General features: G+C 71.4%; 16 protein-coding genes. 2 read left to right on the top strand and 14 right to left on the bottom strand.

Translation table 11 applies throughout. The features are described 5' to 3' along the window. Positions 1–4: 4 nt before the first annotated feature. Entirely contained in the window at positions 5–436 is a 432-nt protein-coding gene (locus tag BM223_RS05250) for a DUF6542 domain-containing protein (protein WP_038681077.1), read from the top strand. Between the two features lie 85 nt (positions 437–521). Here BM223_RS05250 and BM223_RS05245 read toward each other — a convergent pair whose 3' ends face one another. The 14 genes from BM223_RS05245 to BM223_RS05180 form a co-directional block, all read right to left on the bottom strand. After that, the gene (locus BM223_RS05245; protein WP_038681079.1) at positions 522–1,139 is read right to left on the bottom strand and encodes an L-threonylcarbamoyladenylate synthase; all 618 of its coding nucleotides are present in this window, start codon (positions 1,137–1,139) and stop codon (positions 522–524) included. Beyond that, positions 1,139–2,155: a 4-hydroxy-3-methylbut-2-enyl diphosphate reductase gene (locus tag BM223_RS05240; RefSeq protein ID WP_052138946.1), complete on the bottom strand. Its 1,017-nt coding sequence runs from the start codon at positions 2,153–2,155 to the stop codon at positions 1,139–1,141. Before BM223_RS05240 ends, BM223_RS05245 begins: the two co-directional genes overlap by 1 nt. 91 nt (positions 2,156–2,246) lie before the next feature. Continuing rightward, on the bottom strand, positions 2,247–2,816 hold the full coding sequence (rplQ, locus tag BM223_RS05235) for a 50S ribosomal protein L17 (protein WP_038681081.1): 570 nt from the start codon (positions 2,814–2,816) through the stop codon (positions 2,247–2,249). Positions 2,817–3,025: 209 nt separating this feature from the next. Beyond that, positions 3,026–4,048, bottom strand: coding sequence for a DNA-directed RNA polymerase subunit alpha (locus tag BM223_RS05230; RefSeq protein ID WP_038681083.1), 1,023 nt, complete (start codon positions 4,046–4,048; stop codon positions 3,026–3,028). A 137-nt stretch (positions 4,049–4,185) separates the two neighbouring features. Further along, complete coding sequence (rpsD, locus tag BM223_RS05225; RefSeq protein WP_038681085.1) at positions 4,186–4,794, bottom strand: 30S ribosomal protein S4; 609 nt, start codon at positions 4,792–4,794, stop codon at positions 4,186–4,188. 31 nt (positions 4,795–4,825) lie between these two features. Further along, a complete protein-coding gene (gene rpsK, locus BM223_RS05220; RefSeq protein WP_038681087.1) occupies positions 4,826–5,227 on the bottom strand; it encodes a 30S ribosomal protein S11 in 402 nt (133 codons plus the stop codon). 59 nt (positions 5,228–5,286) lie between these two features. After that, positions 5,287–5,661: a 30S ribosomal protein S13 gene (rpsM, locus tag BM223_RS05215; protein ID WP_036547929.1), complete on the bottom strand. Its 375-nt coding sequence runs from the start codon at positions 5,659–5,661 to the stop codon at positions 5,287–5,289. A 170-nt stretch (positions 5,662–5,831) separates the two neighbouring features. Beyond that, complete coding sequence (gene rpmJ / locus BM223_RS05210; RefSeq protein ID WP_008361054.1) at positions 5,832–5,945, bottom strand: 50S ribosomal protein L36; 114 nt, start codon at positions 5,943–5,945, stop codon at positions 5,832–5,834. Between the two features lie 42 nt (positions 5,946–5,987). Next, positions 5,988–6,209 carry a translation initiation factor IF-1 gene (gene infA / locus BM223_RS05205; RefSeq protein ID WP_028656368.1) on the bottom strand — a complete coding sequence of 74 codons (222 nt, stop codon included), beginning with the start codon at positions 6,207–6,209 and terminating at the stop codon, positions 5,988–5,990. Between the two features lie 172 nt (positions 6,210–6,381). Further along, on the bottom strand, positions 6,382–7,428 hold the full coding sequence (locus BM223_RS05200) for an LLM class flavin-dependent oxidoreductase (RefSeq protein WP_038681091.1): 1,047 nt from the start codon (positions 7,426–7,428) through the stop codon (positions 6,382–6,384). Positions 7,429–7,499: 71 nt separating this feature from the next. After that, positions 7,500–9,926: an FHA domain-containing protein gene (locus BM223_RS05195; RefSeq protein ID WP_038681093.1), complete on the bottom strand. Its 2,427-nt coding sequence runs from the start codon at positions 9,924–9,926 to the stop codon at positions 7,500–7,502. 127 nt (positions 9,927–10,053) lie between these two features. After that, positions 10,054–11,109, bottom strand: coding sequence for a TerC family protein (locus tag BM223_RS05190; protein ID WP_052138947.1), 1,056 nt, complete (start codon positions 11,107–11,109; stop codon positions 10,054–10,056). A gap of 202 nt (positions 11,110–11,311) precedes the next feature. After that, the gene (locus BM223_RS05185; RefSeq protein WP_052138948.1) at positions 11,312–12,454 is read right to left on the bottom strand and encodes an isochorismate synthase; all 1,143 of its coding nucleotides are present in this window, start codon (positions 12,452–12,454) and stop codon (positions 11,312–11,314) included. A gap of 10 nt (positions 12,455–12,464) precedes the next feature. Beyond that, on the bottom strand, positions 12,465–18,506 hold the full coding sequence (locus BM223_RS05180; RefSeq protein WP_075018468.1) for a DUF5979 domain-containing protein: 6,042 nt from the start codon (positions 18,504–18,506) through the stop codon (positions 12,465–12,467). 98 nt (positions 18,507–18,604) lie between these two features. Here BM223_RS05180 and BM223_RS05175 point away from each other — a divergent pair, with 98 nt between their 5' ends. Then, positions 18,605–18,796 (top strand): hypothetical protein, encoded by a 192-nt coding sequence (locus tag BM223_RS05175; RefSeq protein WP_038681097.1) that lies wholly within the window; start codon positions 18,605–18,607, stop codon positions 18,794–18,796. The last annotated feature ends 23 nt before the right edge of the window (positions 18,797–18,819 follow it).

The following is an 18,819-nucleotide window of genomic DNA, read 5'->3' as shown; positions in this document are numbered from 1 at the left end:
AGGGGTGAGCAGCACGGCGCAGCCGCGTCCCCGCACCCTGTGGGAAGAGGGGCGACGTCCCGGACGGGACGTGGTCTCGCTCGCCGTCGCGCTCCTGCTCACCGCGACCGTGCTCGACCTGCTGCTCTCCGACGGCCTCGGCCTGCTCTTCGACCTGGCCTTCGTCACCGTCTGCGTCGGCGCCGCGCTCGCCGTCCGGCCGAGCGACTTCTTCGCCGTCGGCGTGCTGCCGCCGCTGGCGATGTTCGCGATCGTGCTGCTCCTCGCCCTCACCGACCCGGGCTCGGTCGCCCGCGCCGACGACAACGCCGTCCAGGCCACGGTGTCGGGGCTCTCGCGGCACGCGGTCGCGCTGGTGCTGGGCTACGGCGCCTGCCTGGGGCTGCTCGCCGCCCGGCGCTCGTACCTGCAGCGGCACCACGAGACCGACCACTAGCCGCGCGCGGCAGCGCGGCGGGAGGCACCCGGCGGGCAGCTTGCTGCCGATTCGTGGGGCCGGAGACGCGCTCGCGCCAACCAGGTCAGAAGCGGTCGGGGTCTCCCGCGCCGCGGCGGAGCACCTCGGGCGCACCGTCGGACCAGTCGACGACGGTGGTCGGCTCGGCCGGTGTCTCGCCCGCCTCGACGACGATGTCGACCTCGTGGTCGAGGTCCTCCTTGATCTCCCAGCCCATCGTGCGCGGCTCGGTCTCACCGGGGAGGATCAGCGTCGAGGTCAGCAGCGGCTCGCCGAGCTGCTCGAGGAGCGCCTGCACGAACACGTGGTCGGGGATCCGGACGCCGACCGTCTTCTTCTTCGGGTGCAGCAGCCGGCGCGGGACGTCGGGCATGGCCGGCAGGATGAACGTGTAGGGCCCCGGGGTCGCGGCGCGGATCGCGCGGAACGCCGAGTTGTCGACGTGCACCATCTGGCCCAGCTGGGAGAAGTCGCGGCACACCAGCGTGAAGTGGTGCTTGTCGTCGAGGCCGCGGATCTTGAGGATCCGGTCGCGGCCGGCCCGGTTGCCGATCCGGCAGCCGAGCGCGTAGCCCGAGTCGGTGGGGTAGGCGATCAGCGCGTCGTCGTTGAGCGCGTCGACGATCTGCTGGAGCAGGCGCGGCTGGGGGTTGTCCGGGTGGACGTCGAGGTAGCGGGCCATCAGAGGCGCACGGCGGTCTTGGTGCTGCGCCCGGCGGCCTTGAGGTCGCGGTGCAGCTCCTTGGGCAGGGAGAAGGCGAGCGTCTCCTCAGCCGTCTGGACGGCCCGGGCGTCGGGGTAGTTGCGCTCGGCGAGGTAGGCCAGCACCTCGGTGACGAGGTGGTCGGGGACCGAGGCGCCCGAGGTCACGCTGACGGTCGCGGCGTCGTCGAGCCAGGACTCGTCGAGCTCGGACACGTCGTCGATGCGATAGGACGCCTTGGCGCCGGCCTCGAGGGCCACCTCGACCAGGCGCACCGAGTTGGACGAGTTGGCCGAGCCGACGACGATCACCAGGTCGGCGGCCGCGCCGATCTCCTTGACCGCGACCTGGCGGTTCTGGGTGGCGTAGCAGATGTCGTCGCTGGGCGGGTCCTCGAGCTGCGGGAACTTCGCACGCAGGCGACGCACCGTCTCCATGGTCTCGTCGACGCTCAGCGTGGTCTGGGACAGCCAGGCCAGCTTGGCGTCGGGCGGGAACTCGAGCGTGGCGACGTCGTCGGGGTGCTCGACCAGGACGGTCTGCTCGGGCGCCTCGCCCGCCGTCCCCTCGACCTCCTCGTGACCGGCGTGGCCGATCAGCAGGATGGTGTAGCCGTCGGCCGCGAAGCGGACCGCCTCGCGGTGCACCTTCGTGACCAGCGGACACGTCGCGTCGATCGTCTTAAGCTCACGCTCGGCGGCCTCGTTGACGACCGCCGGGGAGACCCCGTGGGCGGAGAAGACGACGGTGGCGCCGACCGGCACCTCGTCGAGCTCCTCGACGAAGATCGCGCCCCGCGACTCGAGGTTGGCGACGACGTGCTTGTTGTGGACGATCTGCTTGCGGACGTAGACCGGCGCGCCGTAGAGGTCGAGCGCCTGCTCGACCGTCACGACCGCCCGGTCGACCCCCGCGCAGTAGCCGCGCGGGGCGGCGAGCAGGACCTCGCGCTCGCCGTCGTCGAGCAGGCGCGGAGTACCGAGGTCGATCGTCATGGCTCCAGTCTACGGACGGCGGCGGGCCCGGCCGAAAGCGCGACGGCCCGCCACCCTCGCGGGTGACGGGCCGTCGGACGAAGCGGGTGCTTCAGGCCTTCTCGGCGTCCTCGGTGGACTCCTCGGCGGGAGCCTCCTCCTCGGCAGCCTCGGTCGCCTCGGTCGCCTCGGGGGCCTCGGTCTCCTCGGTGGCCTCGGTCTCCTCGACCTCGGTCTCCTCGACCTCGTCGGCCGGAGCCGGCGCGGGCGCCGCCTCGGCCTTGGCGGCCTTCGGCGCGGAGGGCGTGAACGCGCCGGTCACCAGCTCGATCACGGCCATGGGGGCGTTGTCGCCCTGGCGCGGACCGATCTTGGTGATCCGGGTGTAGCCGCCCGGGCGCTCGGAGAACGTCGGCGCGATCTCGGTGAAGAGCGTGTGCACGACACCCTTGTCCCGGATGACCTTGAGGACCTCGCGGCGCTGGTGCAGCGGGTTCTCGCCGGCGTGGGCCTTCTTCGCCTTGGTGATGAGCTTCTCCGCGTACGGACGCAGCGTGCGGGCCTTCGCCTCGGTCGTCGTGATCCGGCCGTGCTCGAAGAGCGCGGTGGCCAGGTTCGACAGGATGAGGCGCTGGTGCGCGGCGCTACCGCCGTGGCGGGGGCCCTTCTTGGGCTTCGGCATGTCTCTCTCGTTTCTTCCCCGGCCGTGTCAGGTACCGGGGCAGTCGTCCCGGCCGTACGAGGTACCGGGTCCATTGGGTGGGTGGTCTGGCCGCCGAGCGATCTCTCGCTCAGCGGACCTCGACCGCGAGGCCGGCAGCGTGTCGGGAGGCGTCCGATGGCAGCTTGCTGCCTCTTCCAGACGCCGGAGACACGCTCGGCCCGACTAACTCAGAACTGCTCGTCCTCGACGAAGGCGGTGTCGTCCTCGTCGTCGTCCGAGTAGTTGGCCAGGGCGGCCGACGGGTCGAAGCCCGGGGCGCTGTCCTTGAGGGACAGACCCATCTCGTGCAGCTTGGCCTTGACCTCGTCGATGGACTTCGCGCCGAAGTTGCGGATGTCCAGCAGGTCCTGCTCCGAGCGGCTGATGAGCTCACCCACGGTGTGGATGCCCTCGCGCTTGAGGCAGTTGTAGGACCGGACGGTCAGCTGCAGGTCCTCGACCGGGAGGGCGAGGTCGGCGGCGAGCTGCTCGTCGACGGGCGACGGGCCGATGTCGATGCCCTCGGCCTCGACGTTGAGCTCACGGGCCAGGCCGAAGAGCTCGACCAGCGTCTTTCCGGCCGACGCGATGGCGTCGCGGGGCAGGATGGACGGCTTGGTCTCGACGTCGATGACGAGCTTGTCGAAGTCGGTGCGCTGCTCGACTCGGGTGGCCTCGACCTTGTAGGTCACCTTGAGGACCGGGCTGTAGATCGAGTCGACCGGGATCCGGCCGATCTCGTTGTCGGCGCCCTTGTTCTGGACGGCCGACACGTAGCCGCGGCCCCGCTCGACGACGAGCTCGAGCTCGAGCTTGCCGTTGTCCGAGAGGGTGGCGATCTTCAGGTCGGGGTTGTGCACCTCGACACCGGCCGGGGGCGCGATGTCGGCACCGGTGACGTCACCGGCACCGGACTTGCGGAGGTACATGGTGACCGGCTCGTCGTGCTCGGAGGAGACGACGAGGCCCTTGAGGTTGAGGATGATCTCCGTGACGTCTTCCTTGACGCCCTCGATGGTCGAGAACTCGTGGAGGACGCCGTCGATCTTGATGCTCGTGACCGAGGCACCGGGGATCGAGGAGAGGAGGGTGCGACGCAGCGAGTTGCCGAGCGTGTAGCCGAAGCCGGGCTCGAGGGGCTCGATGACGAAGCGCGACCGGAACTGGTCGACGGTCTCCTCCGACAGGGTGGGGCGCTGTGCGATGAGCACTTGTTTCGTTCCTTTCCGGATCGACCGCTATATGAGGACCCAGACGTGGTGCGGAATTGGAGAAGAGGTACTGCGGAGATGCCGGTGCCCGCCCCGGTCTCCTCGCGTTGCGGAGGGGGACCGGGACGGGCCGACGATCACTTCTTGGAGTAGTACTCCACGATGAGCTGCTCCTGGATGGGCAGGTCGATCTGCTCGCGCACGGGCACCGAGTGCACCAGGATCCGCATGCGGTTGGGGAGCGCCTCGAGCCAGGCCGGCACGATCCGCTCGCCGTGGGTCTCCCGGGCGACGATGAACGGCGTCATCTCGAGCGACTTCTCGCGCACGTCGATGATGTCGTACTGGGTCACCTGGAAGGACGGGATGTTGACCTTCTTGCCGTTGACCAGGAAGTGACCGTGGGTCACCAGCTGGCGGGCGTGGCGCCGCGTCCGGGCGAAGCCGGCGCGGTAGACGACGTTGTCGAGACGGCACTCGAGCAGCTGGACCAGGTTGTCGCCGGTCTTGCCCTGGCGACGGGCGGCCTCCACGTAGTACTTGTGGAACTGCTTCTCGAGGACGCCGTAGGTGTAGCGCGCCTTCTGCTTCTCCTGCAGCTGGTTGCGGTACTCGCTCTCCTTGATCCGCGCGCGGCCGTGCTGGCCCGGCGGGTAGGGGCGCTTCTCGAAGGCGGCGTCGCCGCCGACGAGGTCGACGCCGAGACGGCGCGACTTCTTGGTCAGGGGTCCGGTGTAACGGGCCATTGAAGTTCTCCTCTAAGTCCTGGTCAGACGCTCAGACGCGCCGGCGCTTCGGCGGGCGGCAGCCGTTGTGCGGGGCGGGGGTCACGTCCTGGATGGTGCCGACCTCGAGGCCGATCGCACCCAGCGAGCGGATCGCCGTCTCGCGGCCCGAACCCGGACCCTTGACGAAGACGTCGATCTTCTTCATGCCGTGCTCCATCGCGCGGCGACCAGCGGCCTCGGCGGCCATCTGAGCGGCGTACGGGGTGGACTTGCGGGAGCCCTTGAAGCCGACGGTGCCGGCAGAGGCCCACGAGATCACCGCACCAGTGGGGTCGGTGATCGTGACGATCGTGTTGTTGAACGTGCTCTTGATGTGGGCCTCGCCCTGAGCAACGTTCTTCTTCTCCTTGCGGCGCACCTTCTTGGCGCCCGCGCGAGCCTTGGGAGGCATTCGCTATCTCCTCTAGATGAGCTGGTCGTGAAGGAAGTGAGATCGCACGAGGCGATCGATCACTTGGCCTTCTTCTTGCCGGCAACCGTGCGCTTCGGGCCCTTGCGGGTACGAGCGTTGGTCTTGGTGCGCTGACCGCGGACCGGAAGGCCCATGCGGTGACGGCGACCCTGGTAGCTGCCGATCTCGATCTTGCGGCGGATGTCGGCCTGAACTTCGCGACGGAGGTCACCCTCGATCTTGAAGTTCGCCTCGATCTCGTCGCGAAGCTTGACCAGCTCCTCGTCACCCAGCTCGTGGACGCGGAGGTCGGGGCTGACGCCCGTGGCCTCCAGCAGCTGCTGGGCGCGGGTACGGCCGATGCCGTAGATGTAGGTGAGTGCGACCTCGATGCGCTTGTCGCGCGGCAGGTCGACTCCGACGAGGCGTGCCATGGTGGCTTCCCTTTCGAACAGTCACGGTGGTGTGGTCGTGATGCGTCCGGGCATGTCGTGCTTGGTAGCGCCCAGCTCCGGCCATCCGCTCCGGAGGTGATTCGGTCGTGGCCCGTCGGGCCGACCTAAGCGATCACGTAGTTGTCGTATTCAGTTGTGGCGAGAGGAACTCAGCCCTGGCGCTGCTTGTGGCGCGGGTTCTCGCAGATCACCATGACGCGGCCGTGGCGACGGATCACCTTGCACTTGTCACAGATCTTCTTCACGCTCGGGTTGACCTTCATGTCAGCCCTTTCTAGCTAGTGGCGGAGAAGCGAGCCGGCGGCTCACTTGTAGCGGTAGACGATCCGTCCGCGGGACAGGTCGTACGGCGAGAGCTCCACCACCACGCGGTCCTCGGGGAGGATCCGGATGTAGTGCTGCCGCATCTTGCCGCTGATGTGAGCCAGGACCTTGTGGCCGTTGCTCAGCTCGACGCGGAACATGGCGTTGGGAAGGGCCTCCACGACGGAGCCCTCCATCTCGATGACGCCTTCTTTCTTCGCCATGTCTCACAATCTGCTCGGGGATGTGTCTACCGGTGGCCCGGGAACCTCCCGGCTACCCGCAGGTAACCGAGTGGACCTCGTACGTCCGTGCACCACACACAGAACCCACGTTGGACCGACACGCCAGTCTATCCACAGGGGTTGACAACGCCCAATCGGCGACGACGGGGGCTCAGCGGGCGAGGAGCTCCAGGGTCCGCAGGCGCGCGGGGGCGGTCCGGGCGTCGGTGCCGCGGAAGGCGCCGCCGACCGGGTTGACCATCACCTCGTCGACGCCGTACGTCGTCGCGAGGCGCTCGATCTCGGCGCGGGCCGTGGCGGCGTCCCCGATCACCCAGCGCGAGCGCATCGCCTCGACGACGCCCTCGTGGGCCTCGGGCAATCCGGCGTCGACGATGGTCTCGGCGTCCTCGACCGTGCGCTGGGCGATGAGCGGCTGGCCGGTGCGGAGCGCGAGCATCTGGAGCAGCTGCGGGAGGGCGAGGCGGTGCGCCTCGTCGGCGGTCTCGGCGACGGAGGCGTTGACGGTGAGGAAGGTGCGCGGCTCGGCAAGCTCGGGCGAGGGCTGGAAGGTCGTGCGGTAGAGCTCGAGCGCCTCGGCCGTGCCGGAGCCGGAGAAGTGGTGCGCGAAGACGTACGGCATGCCCTTGGCCGCCGCGAGCCGGGCCGAGTAGTCGGAGGAGCCGAGCAGCCAGATCTGCGGGACCGAGCCGGCCACGGGCGTCGCCTTGAGGACGTGCTGGCCGCCGCGCAGGGCCAGGCCCACGCCGTCCGGCTCCATCATGGCGAGCACGTTGTCGACGTACTCGGGGAAGCGGGTGACCGCCTCGTCGCTGACCCCACCCGCACCGTGGCGCAGCGCCCAGCTGGTCACCGGGTCGCTGCCGGGTGCGCGGCCGATGCCGAGGTCGATGCGCCCGGGGAAGGCCGCCTCGAGCAGCGCGAACTGCTCCGCGACGACCAGCGGCGCGTGGTTGGGCAGCATCACTCCCCCGGACCCGACCCGGATCCGCTCCGTCGCCGACGCCACCAGCCCGATCAGCACCGGCGGGTTGGTCGCCGCGACGGCCGGCATGTTGTGGTGCTCGGCCAGCCAGAAGCGCCGGTAGCCGAGGCCGTCCGCGGCGCGGGCCAGGTCGAGCGTCGCCGCCACCGCGTCGCCGGTGGTCTGGTCGCTGCGGACGGGGACGAGGTCGAGGACGGAGAGCGTGAGAGACATCGCCAGTTCCAAGGCTCCCGAGGGCCCCGGCATTCCCGCGAAGGGGCACGTTCCGGCGGGCGAAGGACCGCTCAGTCGTCGGACGTCGCGCTGCGGCGCACCAGCAGGAGCCCCGCACCGTACGCCGCCAGGCACAGCACGCCCATCATGAACAGGTCCATGAAGTAGTGGCCGCCGCCGCCGAGGGCGATCCAGTCCTCGTCGTCGGTGCCGGCGCTGTTGCGGAGGAGGTCCATCGCGGAGGCGGAGGCCGCATAGCCCCACCGGGACGGCGAGAGCCAGGCGATCTGCTCGAGGATCGGGCGGCCGGCGACCTCGAGGAGGGCACCGGAGAGGACGAGCTGGAGCATGACCATGCCGACGAGGGCGGGCATGGTCTGCTCGGTGCTGGTGACGACGGCCGAGAGGGCCAGGCCGATGACGGCCATGGTGAACGAGAGGCCGGCGATGGCGAGGCCGACGCGGAAGGTGCCGAGGGTGCCGTCGGCGCCGGGCAGGCCGACGGTGGCGATGAGGGTGACGACCAGGCCCTGGACGAAGGCGGCCGTGCCGAGGACGAGCACCTTGCTCGTGAAGTAGACGCCGGGCGAGAGGCCGACGGCGTACTCACGCTTGAAGATCGGTCGCTCCCCCACGAGCTCGCGGATCGCGAGCGCGGTGCCCATCAGGCAGGCGGCGACGATGAGCACGGTGAGGCGCTGCTGGGCCTCCTTGATGCCGTCGCCGTTGGCGAAGGCCTCGTCGAGCGAGAGCCCGCCGCCGCCACCGACGAGGCGGCTGAGGCCGCCGAGGATGAGGGGCAGCAGGACGAGCATCCCGAGCAGCAGCTTGTCGGCGAGGACGACGGCGAGGTTGCGCTTGATCAGCGTCGAGAGCTGCCGCGAGACCGACTGCCGCGGCGGGGCCGGGACGGCGCCGCCGTAGGACTGCCCGGCGATCGCCGACGTGTCGACCGCGTGCCGCGGGACCGGGATGCGCTGCCAGAGGTCCGGCTCGTCGAGCAGGTCGAAGACCTCGGGGTAGTTGGACTTGCCGAAGTGGGTGAGGACGCCGTCGGGCGGGCCGAAGTACGCGATCCGGCCGCCGGGCGCGAGCACGAGCACGTTGTCGCAGACGTCGAGGGCGAGCACCGAGTGGGTGACCACCATGACGACGCGACCGTCGTCGGCGAGGCTGCGGAGCTGGCGCATCACCTCGAGGTCGAGGCCCGGGTCGAGGCCGGACGTCGGCTCGTCGAGGAAGAGCAGCGGCGGCGCGGTGAGCAGCTCGGTGGCGATCGAGACGCGCTTGCGCTGCCCGCCGGAGAGCTGGGTGCCGATCCGGTTGTCCATCCGCTGCTGGAGCTGGAGCTGGTTGGCGACGTGGTCGACGCGCGCGTCCCACTCCTGCGCGGTGGTGTCGGGCGGCAGCCGGAGCTGGGCCGCGAAGCGCAGGCCCTGCTTGACCTTGAGCTGGGGGTGCAGGATGTCCTGCTGCGGGACGAGCCCGATCTGGAAGCGCAGCTGGTCGTAGTGCTGGTAGAGGTCGTGGCCCTGCCAGATCACCCGTCCGTGGCTGGCCGGCTTGAGGCCGGTGAGCGCGCCGAGCAGCGTCGACTTGCCGGCGCCCGAGGGTCCGATGACAGCGGTGAGGCTGCGCGGCTCGAGCTTGAACGAGATGTTCTCGATCAGCCGCTTGCCGCCGCCCACGACCTGGGTGAGCCCGTCGGCGTAGAGCGTGAACTCGTGGGCGGTGGCCGAGGCGATGAGCTGCAGGCCGTCCCAGCGGAAGGTCTGGTTGCCGAAGATGACCTCGGAGCCGACCTGCAGCGGGACGGCGCCCTGGACCCGCGCGCCGTTGACGAAGGTGCCGTTGAACGAGCCGAGGTCGTGCAGCACCGCGAGCGAGGACGTCGTCGCCGGGTCGAGCCGGGCGTGGTGCCGGCTGACGAGCGCGTCGTCGAGGACGACGTCGTTGGAGTGCTCGCGCCCGATGGTGAGCGAGCGGCCGGCCTGCAGCTGCTGGGGCAGCACGATGGAGTGCCCGTGCGGCAGCTGTCCCGGCGGCACCACGCCGGCCGGGCGCCACGCGTCGACCGGGGCGCCGCTGGCGGGGACCTGCGGCGGCGGGAGGTTCTTCCAGAACTCGCCGGTCGGGGCCGGCACCGGGCGCGAGGACGGCGCGGGCGGGACCGGCGCGGGCGGGACCGGGGCGGGCGGTGGTGCCGCCGTCATCAGCACGCTGACCACGACCGGCTCGCCGACCGGGCCGCCGAGGTGCAGGCTGACCGGGGCACCGCCCAGCGGGAGCCGGGTGATCCGCTGCCCGGAGACGAAGGTCCCGTTGCTGCTGGCGTCGACGACCACCCAGCCGCCGTCCTCGATCTGGAGGAAGGCGTGGTGGCGGGAGGCGCGGGCGTCGCTGACCGGGACGTCGCAGTCGAGCTCGCGCCCGATCACGACCCGCGGTCCGTCGAAGGTCCGGGTCTGTCCGGCCCACTGCACCTGGAGTCGGTCCACGCGTTGAGTCCTCGGTCGGTCGGGAGCGGATGACGTCACGAAACCCTAAGGCATCGTGACGCCCCCGCTCCCTACCCGGGAAGAACGCCCGCCGAACCCGCGGGATCCGCGCCCCGCCAGCAACCGGTCAGCGCCAGTCGGGACCGGCGGTGTCGTCGACGTCCGCGGGGTCGCGCGGCGCGACCGCGTGGTCCGGGACGTGGTCGTCGCCGGCGCTGTCGCGCGAGGTCTTCCAGAGGCTGGCGACGGCGGTGACGACCAGCGTCACGATGATCACGCCGAGGCTGAACAGCGACGGGATGTCCCAGACGGCGACGTGCTCACCGCCGTTGATGAACGGCAACTCGTTCTCGTGCAGGGCGTGCAGGACCAGCTTGACGCCGATGAAGGCGAGGATGAAGGCCAGGCCGAGCGAGAGGTAGACGAGCTTCTGCAGGAGGCCGCCGAGCAGGAAGTACAGCTGGCGCAGGCCCATCAGCGCGAAGACGTTCGCGGTGAAGACCAGGTAGGGCTCCTGGGTGATGCCGAAGATCGCCGGGATCGAGTCGAGCGCGAACAGGATGTCGGTGACGCCGAGCGCGATGATCACGATGAGCATCGGCGAGACGAAGCGGACGCCGTTCTCGTGGTACCAGAGCTTGAGGCCGTGCCAGCTCTCGCCGACCCGCATCCGGCGCCGGGTGAAGGCGACGATCGCGTTGTCCTCGGGGTGCTCGTCCTCGTGGGCGCCGTAGGACTTGACCAGCTTGACGGCGGTGTAGACCAGGAAGGCGCCGAAGGCGTAGAAGATCCAGCTGAAGTTCTCGATCAGCGCGTAGCCGAGGGCGATGAAGATGCCGCGGAAGACGAGCGCGAGCACGATGCCGACGAGCAGCGCCTCCTGCTGGTACTTGCGGGGCACCTTGAGCGCCGACATCAGGATGATGAAGACGAAGAGGTTGTCGATCGAGAGCGAGTACTCGGTCAGCCAGCCCGTGTAGAACTGGATGCCGTAGTCGTGCCCGTGGTGGACGAGGATGAACACGCCGAAGGCCACGGCTGCGCCGACGTAGACGGAGAGCGCGATCGCGCACTCCTTCATCGAGGGCTCGTGCGGATCGCGAGCGATCACGAACACGTCGAACAGGAGGACTCCGACGGTCACCAAGATGGTGATCGTCCATTCCAGGGTGGTCACGTCCATAGAGGTGTCCCTTCAGGGGCGGATGCGTCGACAGATCGCCCGAGGTCTCTTCCGCTGCCGACGCGTGAGGCGCCGTGTGCAGCCTACGGGACCGGAGCGGGCGACTTCGACCGCTCGTGATGACGAGCCCGCAGCGAAGGAGTACTCCCCCCTGGTGCGCGGAATCCTCGCACGCCCGGCGCGCGAGGGTCCAATCACGACCTCAGGGCAGGCCGGTGACCCGGGCCATCGTGGCGAGCTTCGCGCCCGTCTCGCGCACCTCGGAGGCGGGCTCGGAGCCGGCCACGATGCCGGCGCCGGCGAAGAGCCGCAGGCGCGGGCCGTCCATGACGGCGGCCCGGATGGTGACGGCGAACTCGCCGTCGCCGCGGCCGTCGACCCAGCCGACGCAGCCCGCGAACCAGTCGCGCAGGTCGCCCTCGAGGTCGGCGATGACGGCGTTGGCCGCCGCCGTCGGCACGCCGCCCACCGCCGGCGTGGGGTGCAGCAGCTGGGCCAGGCGCAGCGCGCTCGGCCCGTCGACCCCGTCGGCGAGACGGGCCCGGATGGGGGTGGCGAGGTGCCAGACCGTGTCGGTGGAGAGGAGCTCGGGCGTGGCCGGGTACTCGATCTCGACGCACACCTCCTTGAGGGCGTGCACGATCGCCTCGACGACGAAGGCGTGCTCGGCCAGGTCCTTGGCCGACTGGCGCAGGCCCTCGGCCCGGCGGGCGTCCTCGTCGGGATCGGCCGAGCGCGGCACCGAGCCGGCCAGCGGCGTGCACGAGATGCTCAGGCCCTCGCGACGCACCAGGAGCTCGGGGCTGGCGCCGACCAGGATCGGTCCGTCGCTCGGCGGGCCGGCGTCGGTGCCCGGCACGAGCGGCACGCTGAACACGTAGCGCCCCGGGCGCGTGGTGAGCAGCCGGTCGATGATCTCGGCCGGCACCAGCGGCGGCGTGCTCACGACGTCGAGGCAGCGGCCGAGGACGACCTTGTGGAGCGCGCCGGTGGCGATCTTGGCCAGCGCGGCCTCGACCATGCCGGCGTAGGCGTCGGCGGTCGGGAACTCGGTCACCTCGTAGGTGCGCTGCACGCTCGCGTCGTGCGGAGGCCGCTGCAGCGCGTGCTCCGAGCCGACCACGAGGTGGGCCAGCGCGGGCGCGCCCGCGGCGAAGGAGAGCGCGCACAGGGCCCGCTCCCCCGGCTCGAGCGCCGCGACGACGCCGTCGGCCCAGGCCGGGTCGGCGCCGTCGGGCGTCTCGACGGTGCGCCGCACCGCACTCGCGACGTAGGCCTCTTCGCCGGAGGCGAAGAGCATCGGCCGCGTCGCGAGTGCGGCGGGGGTGATCGGGTCCCGCGCCATGGCTCCTAGCCTAGGACACCGTCCTACGACGGCGACCCGCGACCACGGCGCCCGCGCCCGCGAGGAGCAGGGCGAGGCCGAGGAACACGTGCCACGGCTGGTACGGCGCACCGGTGGCCGGCAGGTCGCCGCCCTTGCCGTCCTTGCCGCCCTGGCCGTCGCCCTCGCCGCCGACGGCGTCGAACCGGTTGACGACCCGCACCGACGCCTGGCCGGGGCCGCTCGTCGTCCCGAGGTCGACCGACGTGCTGCGGCTGCGCTCGCTCACCTTCCGGCCGGCCACGTCGGCGTGCATCGTGGTGCGGGATGCGCCGCCGTGGTCGAACTCGGTGAGCTCGCAGGCCGCGCTCGACGGCAGGCCCTGGTACGACGCCCGGTAGCCGTTGCCGCGCGAGAGGACCCGCTCGGCACCGCCCGGCACGTCGAAGCCGACGCGCTGGCCGGCGACGAGCCAGGTGCACACGAGGCGCACCCGGAACGGACCCTTGGCGCCGGCGACGGTGGTGTCGCCGACGACCTCCTTGGTCACGTCCAGCGAGGTCAGCGCGAACGTGTTCGTCGCGTGGAGCGTGACCTCGCTCAGGCCGCCCTGCTGGTCGGGCGCCGGCACCTCGACGACGCCGTCGGCCGGGTCGAGCACGCTGGTCGTCGCACCGGCGGTGCCGGTCTCCTCGACCGTGCAGGACGTGCCGACGGCGAACGGGCCGAGCGTGCTCGTCCCGCCGGCGCGCAGGCGCACCGTGTCGTCGTACGCCGTCTGGCCGCGGTAGGTGCAGCGCACGCCGAACTCGAACGTGCCCGTGCCCCAGGCGGCGGCGCCGTCGCCGTCGACGGTCTTCTCGAGCCGCACCGTGCCGGCGTCGTAGGCGTTGGTCACCTCGACCTCGGCCGGGTCCACCCCGGGCGTCACGACCGCCGAGCCGTCGCCGTTGTCGACGACCCCGTCACCGGTGACGACGACCTGGTCGGCGAACCAGCGGTCGGTCTCGGTGAGGGTGCAGGTGGCACCCACCGGGATCCGGTCCGCCGGGGCGGTGAAGGTCTCGTCGGCGCGCAGCGTGAACGACAGCTCGGTGGTGCCGGCACCGTCGAAGGTGACGTCCTTGCCCGAGCCGGCCGCCGTGCAGGCCAGGGTGAAGGTGAACGGACCGAAGGTGGTGCCGCTCGCCTGCGTGTCGACCCGCTTGGTCACCGACAGACCGGTGAACTGGTAGTCGTTCGTGATCGTCCCGGTCGGCACGTCGGCCGGGTCCGCGACGTCCTCGACGTCGACCGTGACCGGCGTACCGGAGCGCGACGTCTCGCCGTACTCCCCGACCGGACCCTGCTCGGTGAACGTGCAGCTGCTGCCGTTGGCACTGATCGGGACCGCGTTCACCACGGCCTTCCAGTCCGTCGCCCGGCGCAGCGTGAGCACCGGGGTGGGCTGGATGTCGAGCGGCACGCCGCCCGCCTCGCAGGCCACCTCGACCTTGACCTCGTCCGGGGCGTAGGCCGCCGCCGGACCGGTGATCGCCTTGAGGATGCCCGCCTTGCCGGTGTGCAGGTGCACGCCGACCCGGTTGGGGGCGATCTGGCGGAACATGGCGACACCGCTGTACTTGAACTTGATGCCGTGCTGGTTCCAGGCGATCAGGTCGTCGGCCGGCACCGTGCGGCGCACGCCGCTGGCGTCGGCGTCGGAGGCGAGGACGTTGGTCGTCGAGAAGGTGACGTCCACCGCCTGGCCCGCGCGCAGCGACTGGTCCGGGGTGCTGCGGAAGTCGAGCTTGACCCGCAGACCGGTCACCTGCGACCAGTTCGTGCCGGCATCGGCCTGCGTCCACACCTCGCCGTTCTGCTCGCAGACCGGCTGGGTGGCCAGGTTGGTCCAGGTGCCGACGCAGACGCCGGCACCGGTGGTGACCTCGACCCGCGTCGTCGTCCCGGCCGGTGCCGTGACGAGCGGTGCCCCCACCAGCTGCGGCCGGAACGCCGAGCCGCGCGCGCTGCCGGAGACGAGCTGCCGGTCGCCGCGGACCGGGAGCTGGTCGAAGACCGTCATCTCGTCGATGTTGACCGTGCCCACGTTCATGCTGTGCAGGACCCAGTCGTCGGTGCCGTCGACCTCGCTGTTGGCGACGCAGGGCGAGCGGTAGTACGCGCCACCGGTGACCTGCAGCGACGGCGTGCACACCACGGCCGGGTTGTCCGGCGCGGACGCACCGGGCAGCGAGCCGCGCACACCCTTGACCGTGTACAGGTTCGGCCCGGCGACGGTGCCGACGTAGTCGGTCGTGCCGCAGGTGCGCGCGTCCTGGTTCCAGTCGTCGGTGAGCGGACCGTTGGCGACCCGGTTGCGGCAGCTGGTGAGCGTCTCCTCGGTACGGGCCGTGATGGTGTTGAGCGCCGTCTGGCCCGTGCCCAGACCGGGCTGCAGCTCGAGGTGCAGCCGGATCTTGAAGACCTCGCCGGGCTGCATCTGCCGGCCGCCCTGGGGCCAGGTGAACGTCAGCTCACCCGTCCCCGGGGTCACCGTCACCTGGTCCGAGAGCGTGCCGCCGGTCGACGTGCTGAACTCCGGCGCCGGCGTGCCCGTGTAGAGCAGCTGCGGCGGCAGGACGTCGCGCAGCTCGCTGAGCGTCAGCCAGCCGGTGCCCGTGTTCTCGACCGTCAGGTCGAACGGGACCGCCTCGCCGACCGACGCGAGCCGGTTGCCGTCGTTGGTCAGCTTGCGGACCGCGATCTCCCGGGTGCCGGGCGACAGCTCGATCGACGCGTCGGCGTCGACCGGACCGGCGTCGTTGCCGTCGGGCCGCGAGGTGGACGACGACTGCGTGTTGGTGATCGTGCCGTCGAAGCGGACGGGGTCGCCCGAGTCGCGGTACGTCTCCCGCAGCCGGACCCCGAACGTCGCGGAGACCGCCCAGTTCGGCGCCGGGACGGTCGCCGAGAACAGCTTGTCGTCGGCGCGGCTGTAGGTGAGCCGGAGCCCCTGGACGTCGGCCGCCGTGATGCCGACGGGCAGGGCCGGCTGGTCGGCCGGCGTGCCGATCAGCCACTGCGTGCCGTCCCAGGCGTCGATCTGGATCCGGTCGACGTTCGCGGGCCGCAGGAAGCTCGTGAAGCCGGTGAACCGGAAGGTGTTCCAGAAGTCCGCGGAGTCGGCCTGGTCCTCGATCGTCACCCGCTGCGGGGACAGCGTGCTGCGCGGGGACGAGCCCTGGTTCGCCCCGATCGTCACCGTGACCGGGACGTCCGGCTTCGGCTGGTTGATCCGGGCCGGCGTGATCGTCTTGCTCGGCGCCACGTTCACCAGGCCGCCGGTCAGCCGCAGCGTCGCGTCCGCGACGTCACCGGTCTTGACCCCGACCCCGGCGATGGGGTCGTACGACTGCGCGAACACGCGGTTCACGACGTCGAGGTTCTCGCCCGCACGCAGCACCTGGTTCGCACCGGTGCTCCGCAGGGTCGGCCGCAGGCGCGTGCTCAGCGCGATGCTGAGGTTGTTGTCCTGCGTGATCGTGCCGCCGCTGGTCGCCGGGTCGGCGGCCTGGAAGGTCACGCTGATGCCGACGACCGTGCCCGGGGCGGTGACGCCCGCGTTGACCGCGGCCGCCGTGGTCTGCTCCGTGGAGTAGTCGCCCGTCGCCGCGTCGTACCGCAGCAGCCAGACGGTGCTGGCCGCGAGGTCCACCTGGGCCGGACGCGACGCGCTGATGGTCACCCCGGTCAGGTCGAAGCGCTCGAACGGGTTCGGGCGCGACGGGTCGGTGAGCAGGTCGGCGTCCACGTCGAACGGGTCCGCCGTGGCACCCGCCGCGTCCGCGCTGCTCTGGCAGCCCGTCAGCGTCGTGTCGGTGCACGCGGCCGGGTCCGTCAGCCGGACGTACGACGCCCGCGCGGTCGAGCCGTTGTGACCCACCAGGGTCCAGGTCGCCGTCGGGTAGTCCCCCGCGTCGGTGCCGACGGGCGGCACGAAGACGGGATCGGTCGGCGCGACCGACTTGGCGACGGCCACGACCGGCTCCGGGTCCAGCACCTGGATGGTGTCGGAGTCGGTGGCGCTCACCGGGGAACCGCCGCCGGCCGGCGTGCCGCTCAGGGCGACGTCGTTCTCGACCAGGCCCTGGTCGGCGGTGTTGTAGTCCTCGTCCTCGACGACGAAGCGGCCGTCGGAGCGGGCCTTGTCGCGCACCTGCCACAGCAGCGAGAACCGGCGGTCGGTGCTGCCGGCGCCCACGCCGCTGCCCGGGTCGGGCGCGAACGGGTCGAGCGTGCTGCCCGCCTGCTGGGCGGCCTGGCGCCGGGTCGTGTCGGCCGCGGTCTCGGCGACCACGATCCGCACGCCCACCGTGGAGCCACGCTCCGCGGTGCTCAGCGTGTAGCCCTTGAAGCCGCCGTCGGCCGCGCGCCACGAACCGCCGGGCGCCGGGACGACGACCCACGCGGTGCCGTTGTACAGCGCGACCTCGGTGACGGTGTCGTACTGCAGGTACCAGCCCGTGGTGTACGGCGTGCCCGAGCCGGCGATCGGCTCGATGCGGACCAGGTCGAAGGCGTCGTAGACCGTCTGGGCCACCGGCGTCGTCGCCGGAGCGGCGCCGTCGGTGATGCTCACCGGCGAGAAGCCCTTGCTGAGGTTCCAGTCCAGGTGGGTCGTCGCCTGGTCACCCGACTGCGCGTCGACCGCCGCCTCGACCCACTGCTTGCGGATGTCGACGCCGGGGCCGGGGCCGCCGGCGTCGGTGATCACGCTGCCGGTGCCCTGGGCGCCGTCGGCGTGGGTGAGCTGGTTGCCGCCGGCGGACTCGCCGTCCGCGGTGACCGTGGCCGAGTTGACGTACGGCGTCGCCGTGTCGTGGCCGGGCGTGATCGCGCCACCGCCGCGCAGGTCGTTGCGCGCGCCGAACTCGATGTTCGGCGTGACGGTGGTGTCGGCGGGGAAGCCGGCCGCGTTGTGGAACGAGAACCGGATGCCCTGGACGTCGTCGGCGCTCAGGCCGGCGTCGCTCAGCGCGTCCTGGGTGTCGGCGGCGTTGAGCCGCAGCACGCTCGCGGCGCCCAGCGGACCGTGCACGACGAGGCTGTGCCAGGCGCCGCCGGTGTCCTGCACCTCGACCGTGAGCCGGGTGCCGGCCGGCACCTGGGTCGGCGCGATCGAGACGAGGTCGAACGCGTCCCAGAACTCGGCCGGGCCGTTGCCGACGACGTCCTCGACCACGATGTCGTGGACCAGGGCGCCGTCACCGTGGGCGATGGCGTTGGCCCGCAGCGAGGAGATGACCGACTCGCCCGGCTCGACGGCGACCGAGGGCCGCACGGTCTTGATCAGGCTCGTGGTGATCGCCGGGTCGACGATGCGCAGGGTGTCGCGGGCCTCGTCGCTGTCGGTGAGGCCGTTCGGGGCCTGCACGTCGACGTCGACCTCGTTGGTGAGCGTCACCTGGGGCTGGCCGCCGGTGGCGTCCTCGGTCGTCTTGATGGTGAACGCCGCGCCGCCGGTCTCGTCGGCCTCGATCGGTCCGGTCCAGGTGATCTCGAAGCCCGAGATCTTCTGGGTCGGCCCTGCCGGGGTCTGGCCGCTGCTCAGCGTCTGGCTCTGCGTGCCGCCGCCGAGCAGGTGGTAGACCAGCTCGGCGCTGGTGGCGTCCGCGGGCCAGCTGAGCGGCGCGGTGAAGCCGCCGAAGGTGACCTCGTCGTCGAAGAAGTCGAGGTCGGCGATCTTCAGCCGGTCGACCGGGACGCCGCCGTTGGTGCCGCTGATCGTCGCGGTGGCCTGCTGGCCGGCGGTGATCGTGCCGGGCGAGATGTCCTTGGCGGCCTCGACCGACGGGATGGCCGGGCGCACGACGTACGACGCCGTGGCGTCCTTGGTCGCGTTCGGCTGGCCGGCGAGCTGCGCGCTGCCGGTCGCGGTGTTGTCGACCCGGTGCTCGGTCGTCGACAGGTCGGCACCCGTGGTGCGGTGGGTGGCGCGCTGCTCGAGGTCGAGGGTCAGCGTGGCCCGCTGCCCGGGCGCGATCGGCCCGGTGCAGGTCAGCCGGATGCCGCCGACGTCGGCGTTCGTCACGCCGGCCGGGAGGGCCAGCGGGTCGGCCGCCGGACGGTCGGCACCCTGGACCCACGACCACGTGCCGCCGCTGCGGACGTAGGCGTCCCCCCCGGACGGTGTCGCAGCCGGCGGGCAGGCTGACGCCCGAGAAGCCGGTGAAGTCGGTGATGGTGAAGGGGTTGCTGGCGTCGAGCGCGCTCGCGCCGTCCGGAGCGTTCTTCGGCTCCTGGACGGTCAGCTTGTCGACCGCGACGTTGCTGTCGTTGCGCACGCCGAGGGCGATCGCGGAGTCGGCGCCGGGGTTGTAGGCCTGGCTGCCGGGCGTCCAGCC

This window comes from Pimelobacter simplex (genome assembly GCF_900114845.1).
Classification (GTDB): Bacteria; Actinomycetota; Actinomycetes; order Propionibacteriales; family Nocardioidaceae; genus Nocardioides; species Nocardioides simplex.
The sequence above is the reverse complement of the archived record's forward strand: the minus strand, read 5'-3'. Positions and strand labels throughout refer to the sequence as shown.

Bases quoted from the DNA above. Each gene is read 5' to 3' on its own strand.
- BM223_RS05245 (WP_038681079.1), bottom strand. From the start codon at position 1,139: ATGGCCCGCTACCTCGACGTCCACCCGGACAACCCCCAGCCGCGCCTG.
- BM223_RS05240 (WP_052138946.1), bottom strand. From the start codon at position 2,155: ATGACGATCGACCTCGGTACTCCGCGCCTGCTCGACGACGGCGAGCGC.
- rplQ (WP_038681081.1), bottom strand. From the start codon at position 2,816: ATGCCGAAGCCCAAGAAGGGCCCCCGCCACGGCGGTAGCGCCGCGCAC.
- rpsD (WP_038681085.1), bottom strand. From the start codon at position 4,794: ATGGCCCGTTACACCGGACCCCTGACCAAGAAGTCGCGCCGTCTCGGC.
- rpsK (WP_038681087.1), bottom strand. From the start codon at position 5,227: ATGCCTCCCAAGGCTCGCGCGGGCGCCAAGAAGGTGCGCCGCAAGGAG.
- rpsM (WP_036547929.1), bottom strand. From the start codon at position 5,661: ATGGCACGCCTCGTCGGAGTCGACCTGCCGCGCGACAAGCGCATCGAG.
- rpmJ (WP_008361054.1), bottom strand. From the start codon at position 5,945: ATGAAGGTCAACCCGAGCGTGAAGAAGATCTGTGACAAGTGCAAGGTG.
- infA (WP_028656368.1), bottom strand. From the start codon at position 6,209: ATGGCGAAGAAAGAAGGCGTCATCGAGATGGAGGGCTCCGTCGTGGAG.
- BM223_RS05200 (WP_038681091.1), bottom strand. From the start codon at position 7,428: ATGTCTCTCACGCTCTCCGTCCTCGACCTCGTCCCCGTCCGCAGCGAC.
- BM223_RS05190 (WP_052138947.1), bottom strand. From the start codon at position 11,109: ATGGACGTGACCACCCTGGAATGGACGATCACCATCTTGGTGACCGTC.
- BM223_RS05185 (WP_052138948.1), bottom strand. From the start codon at position 12,454: ATGGCGCGGGACCCGATCACCCCCGCCGCACTCGCGACGCGGCCGATG.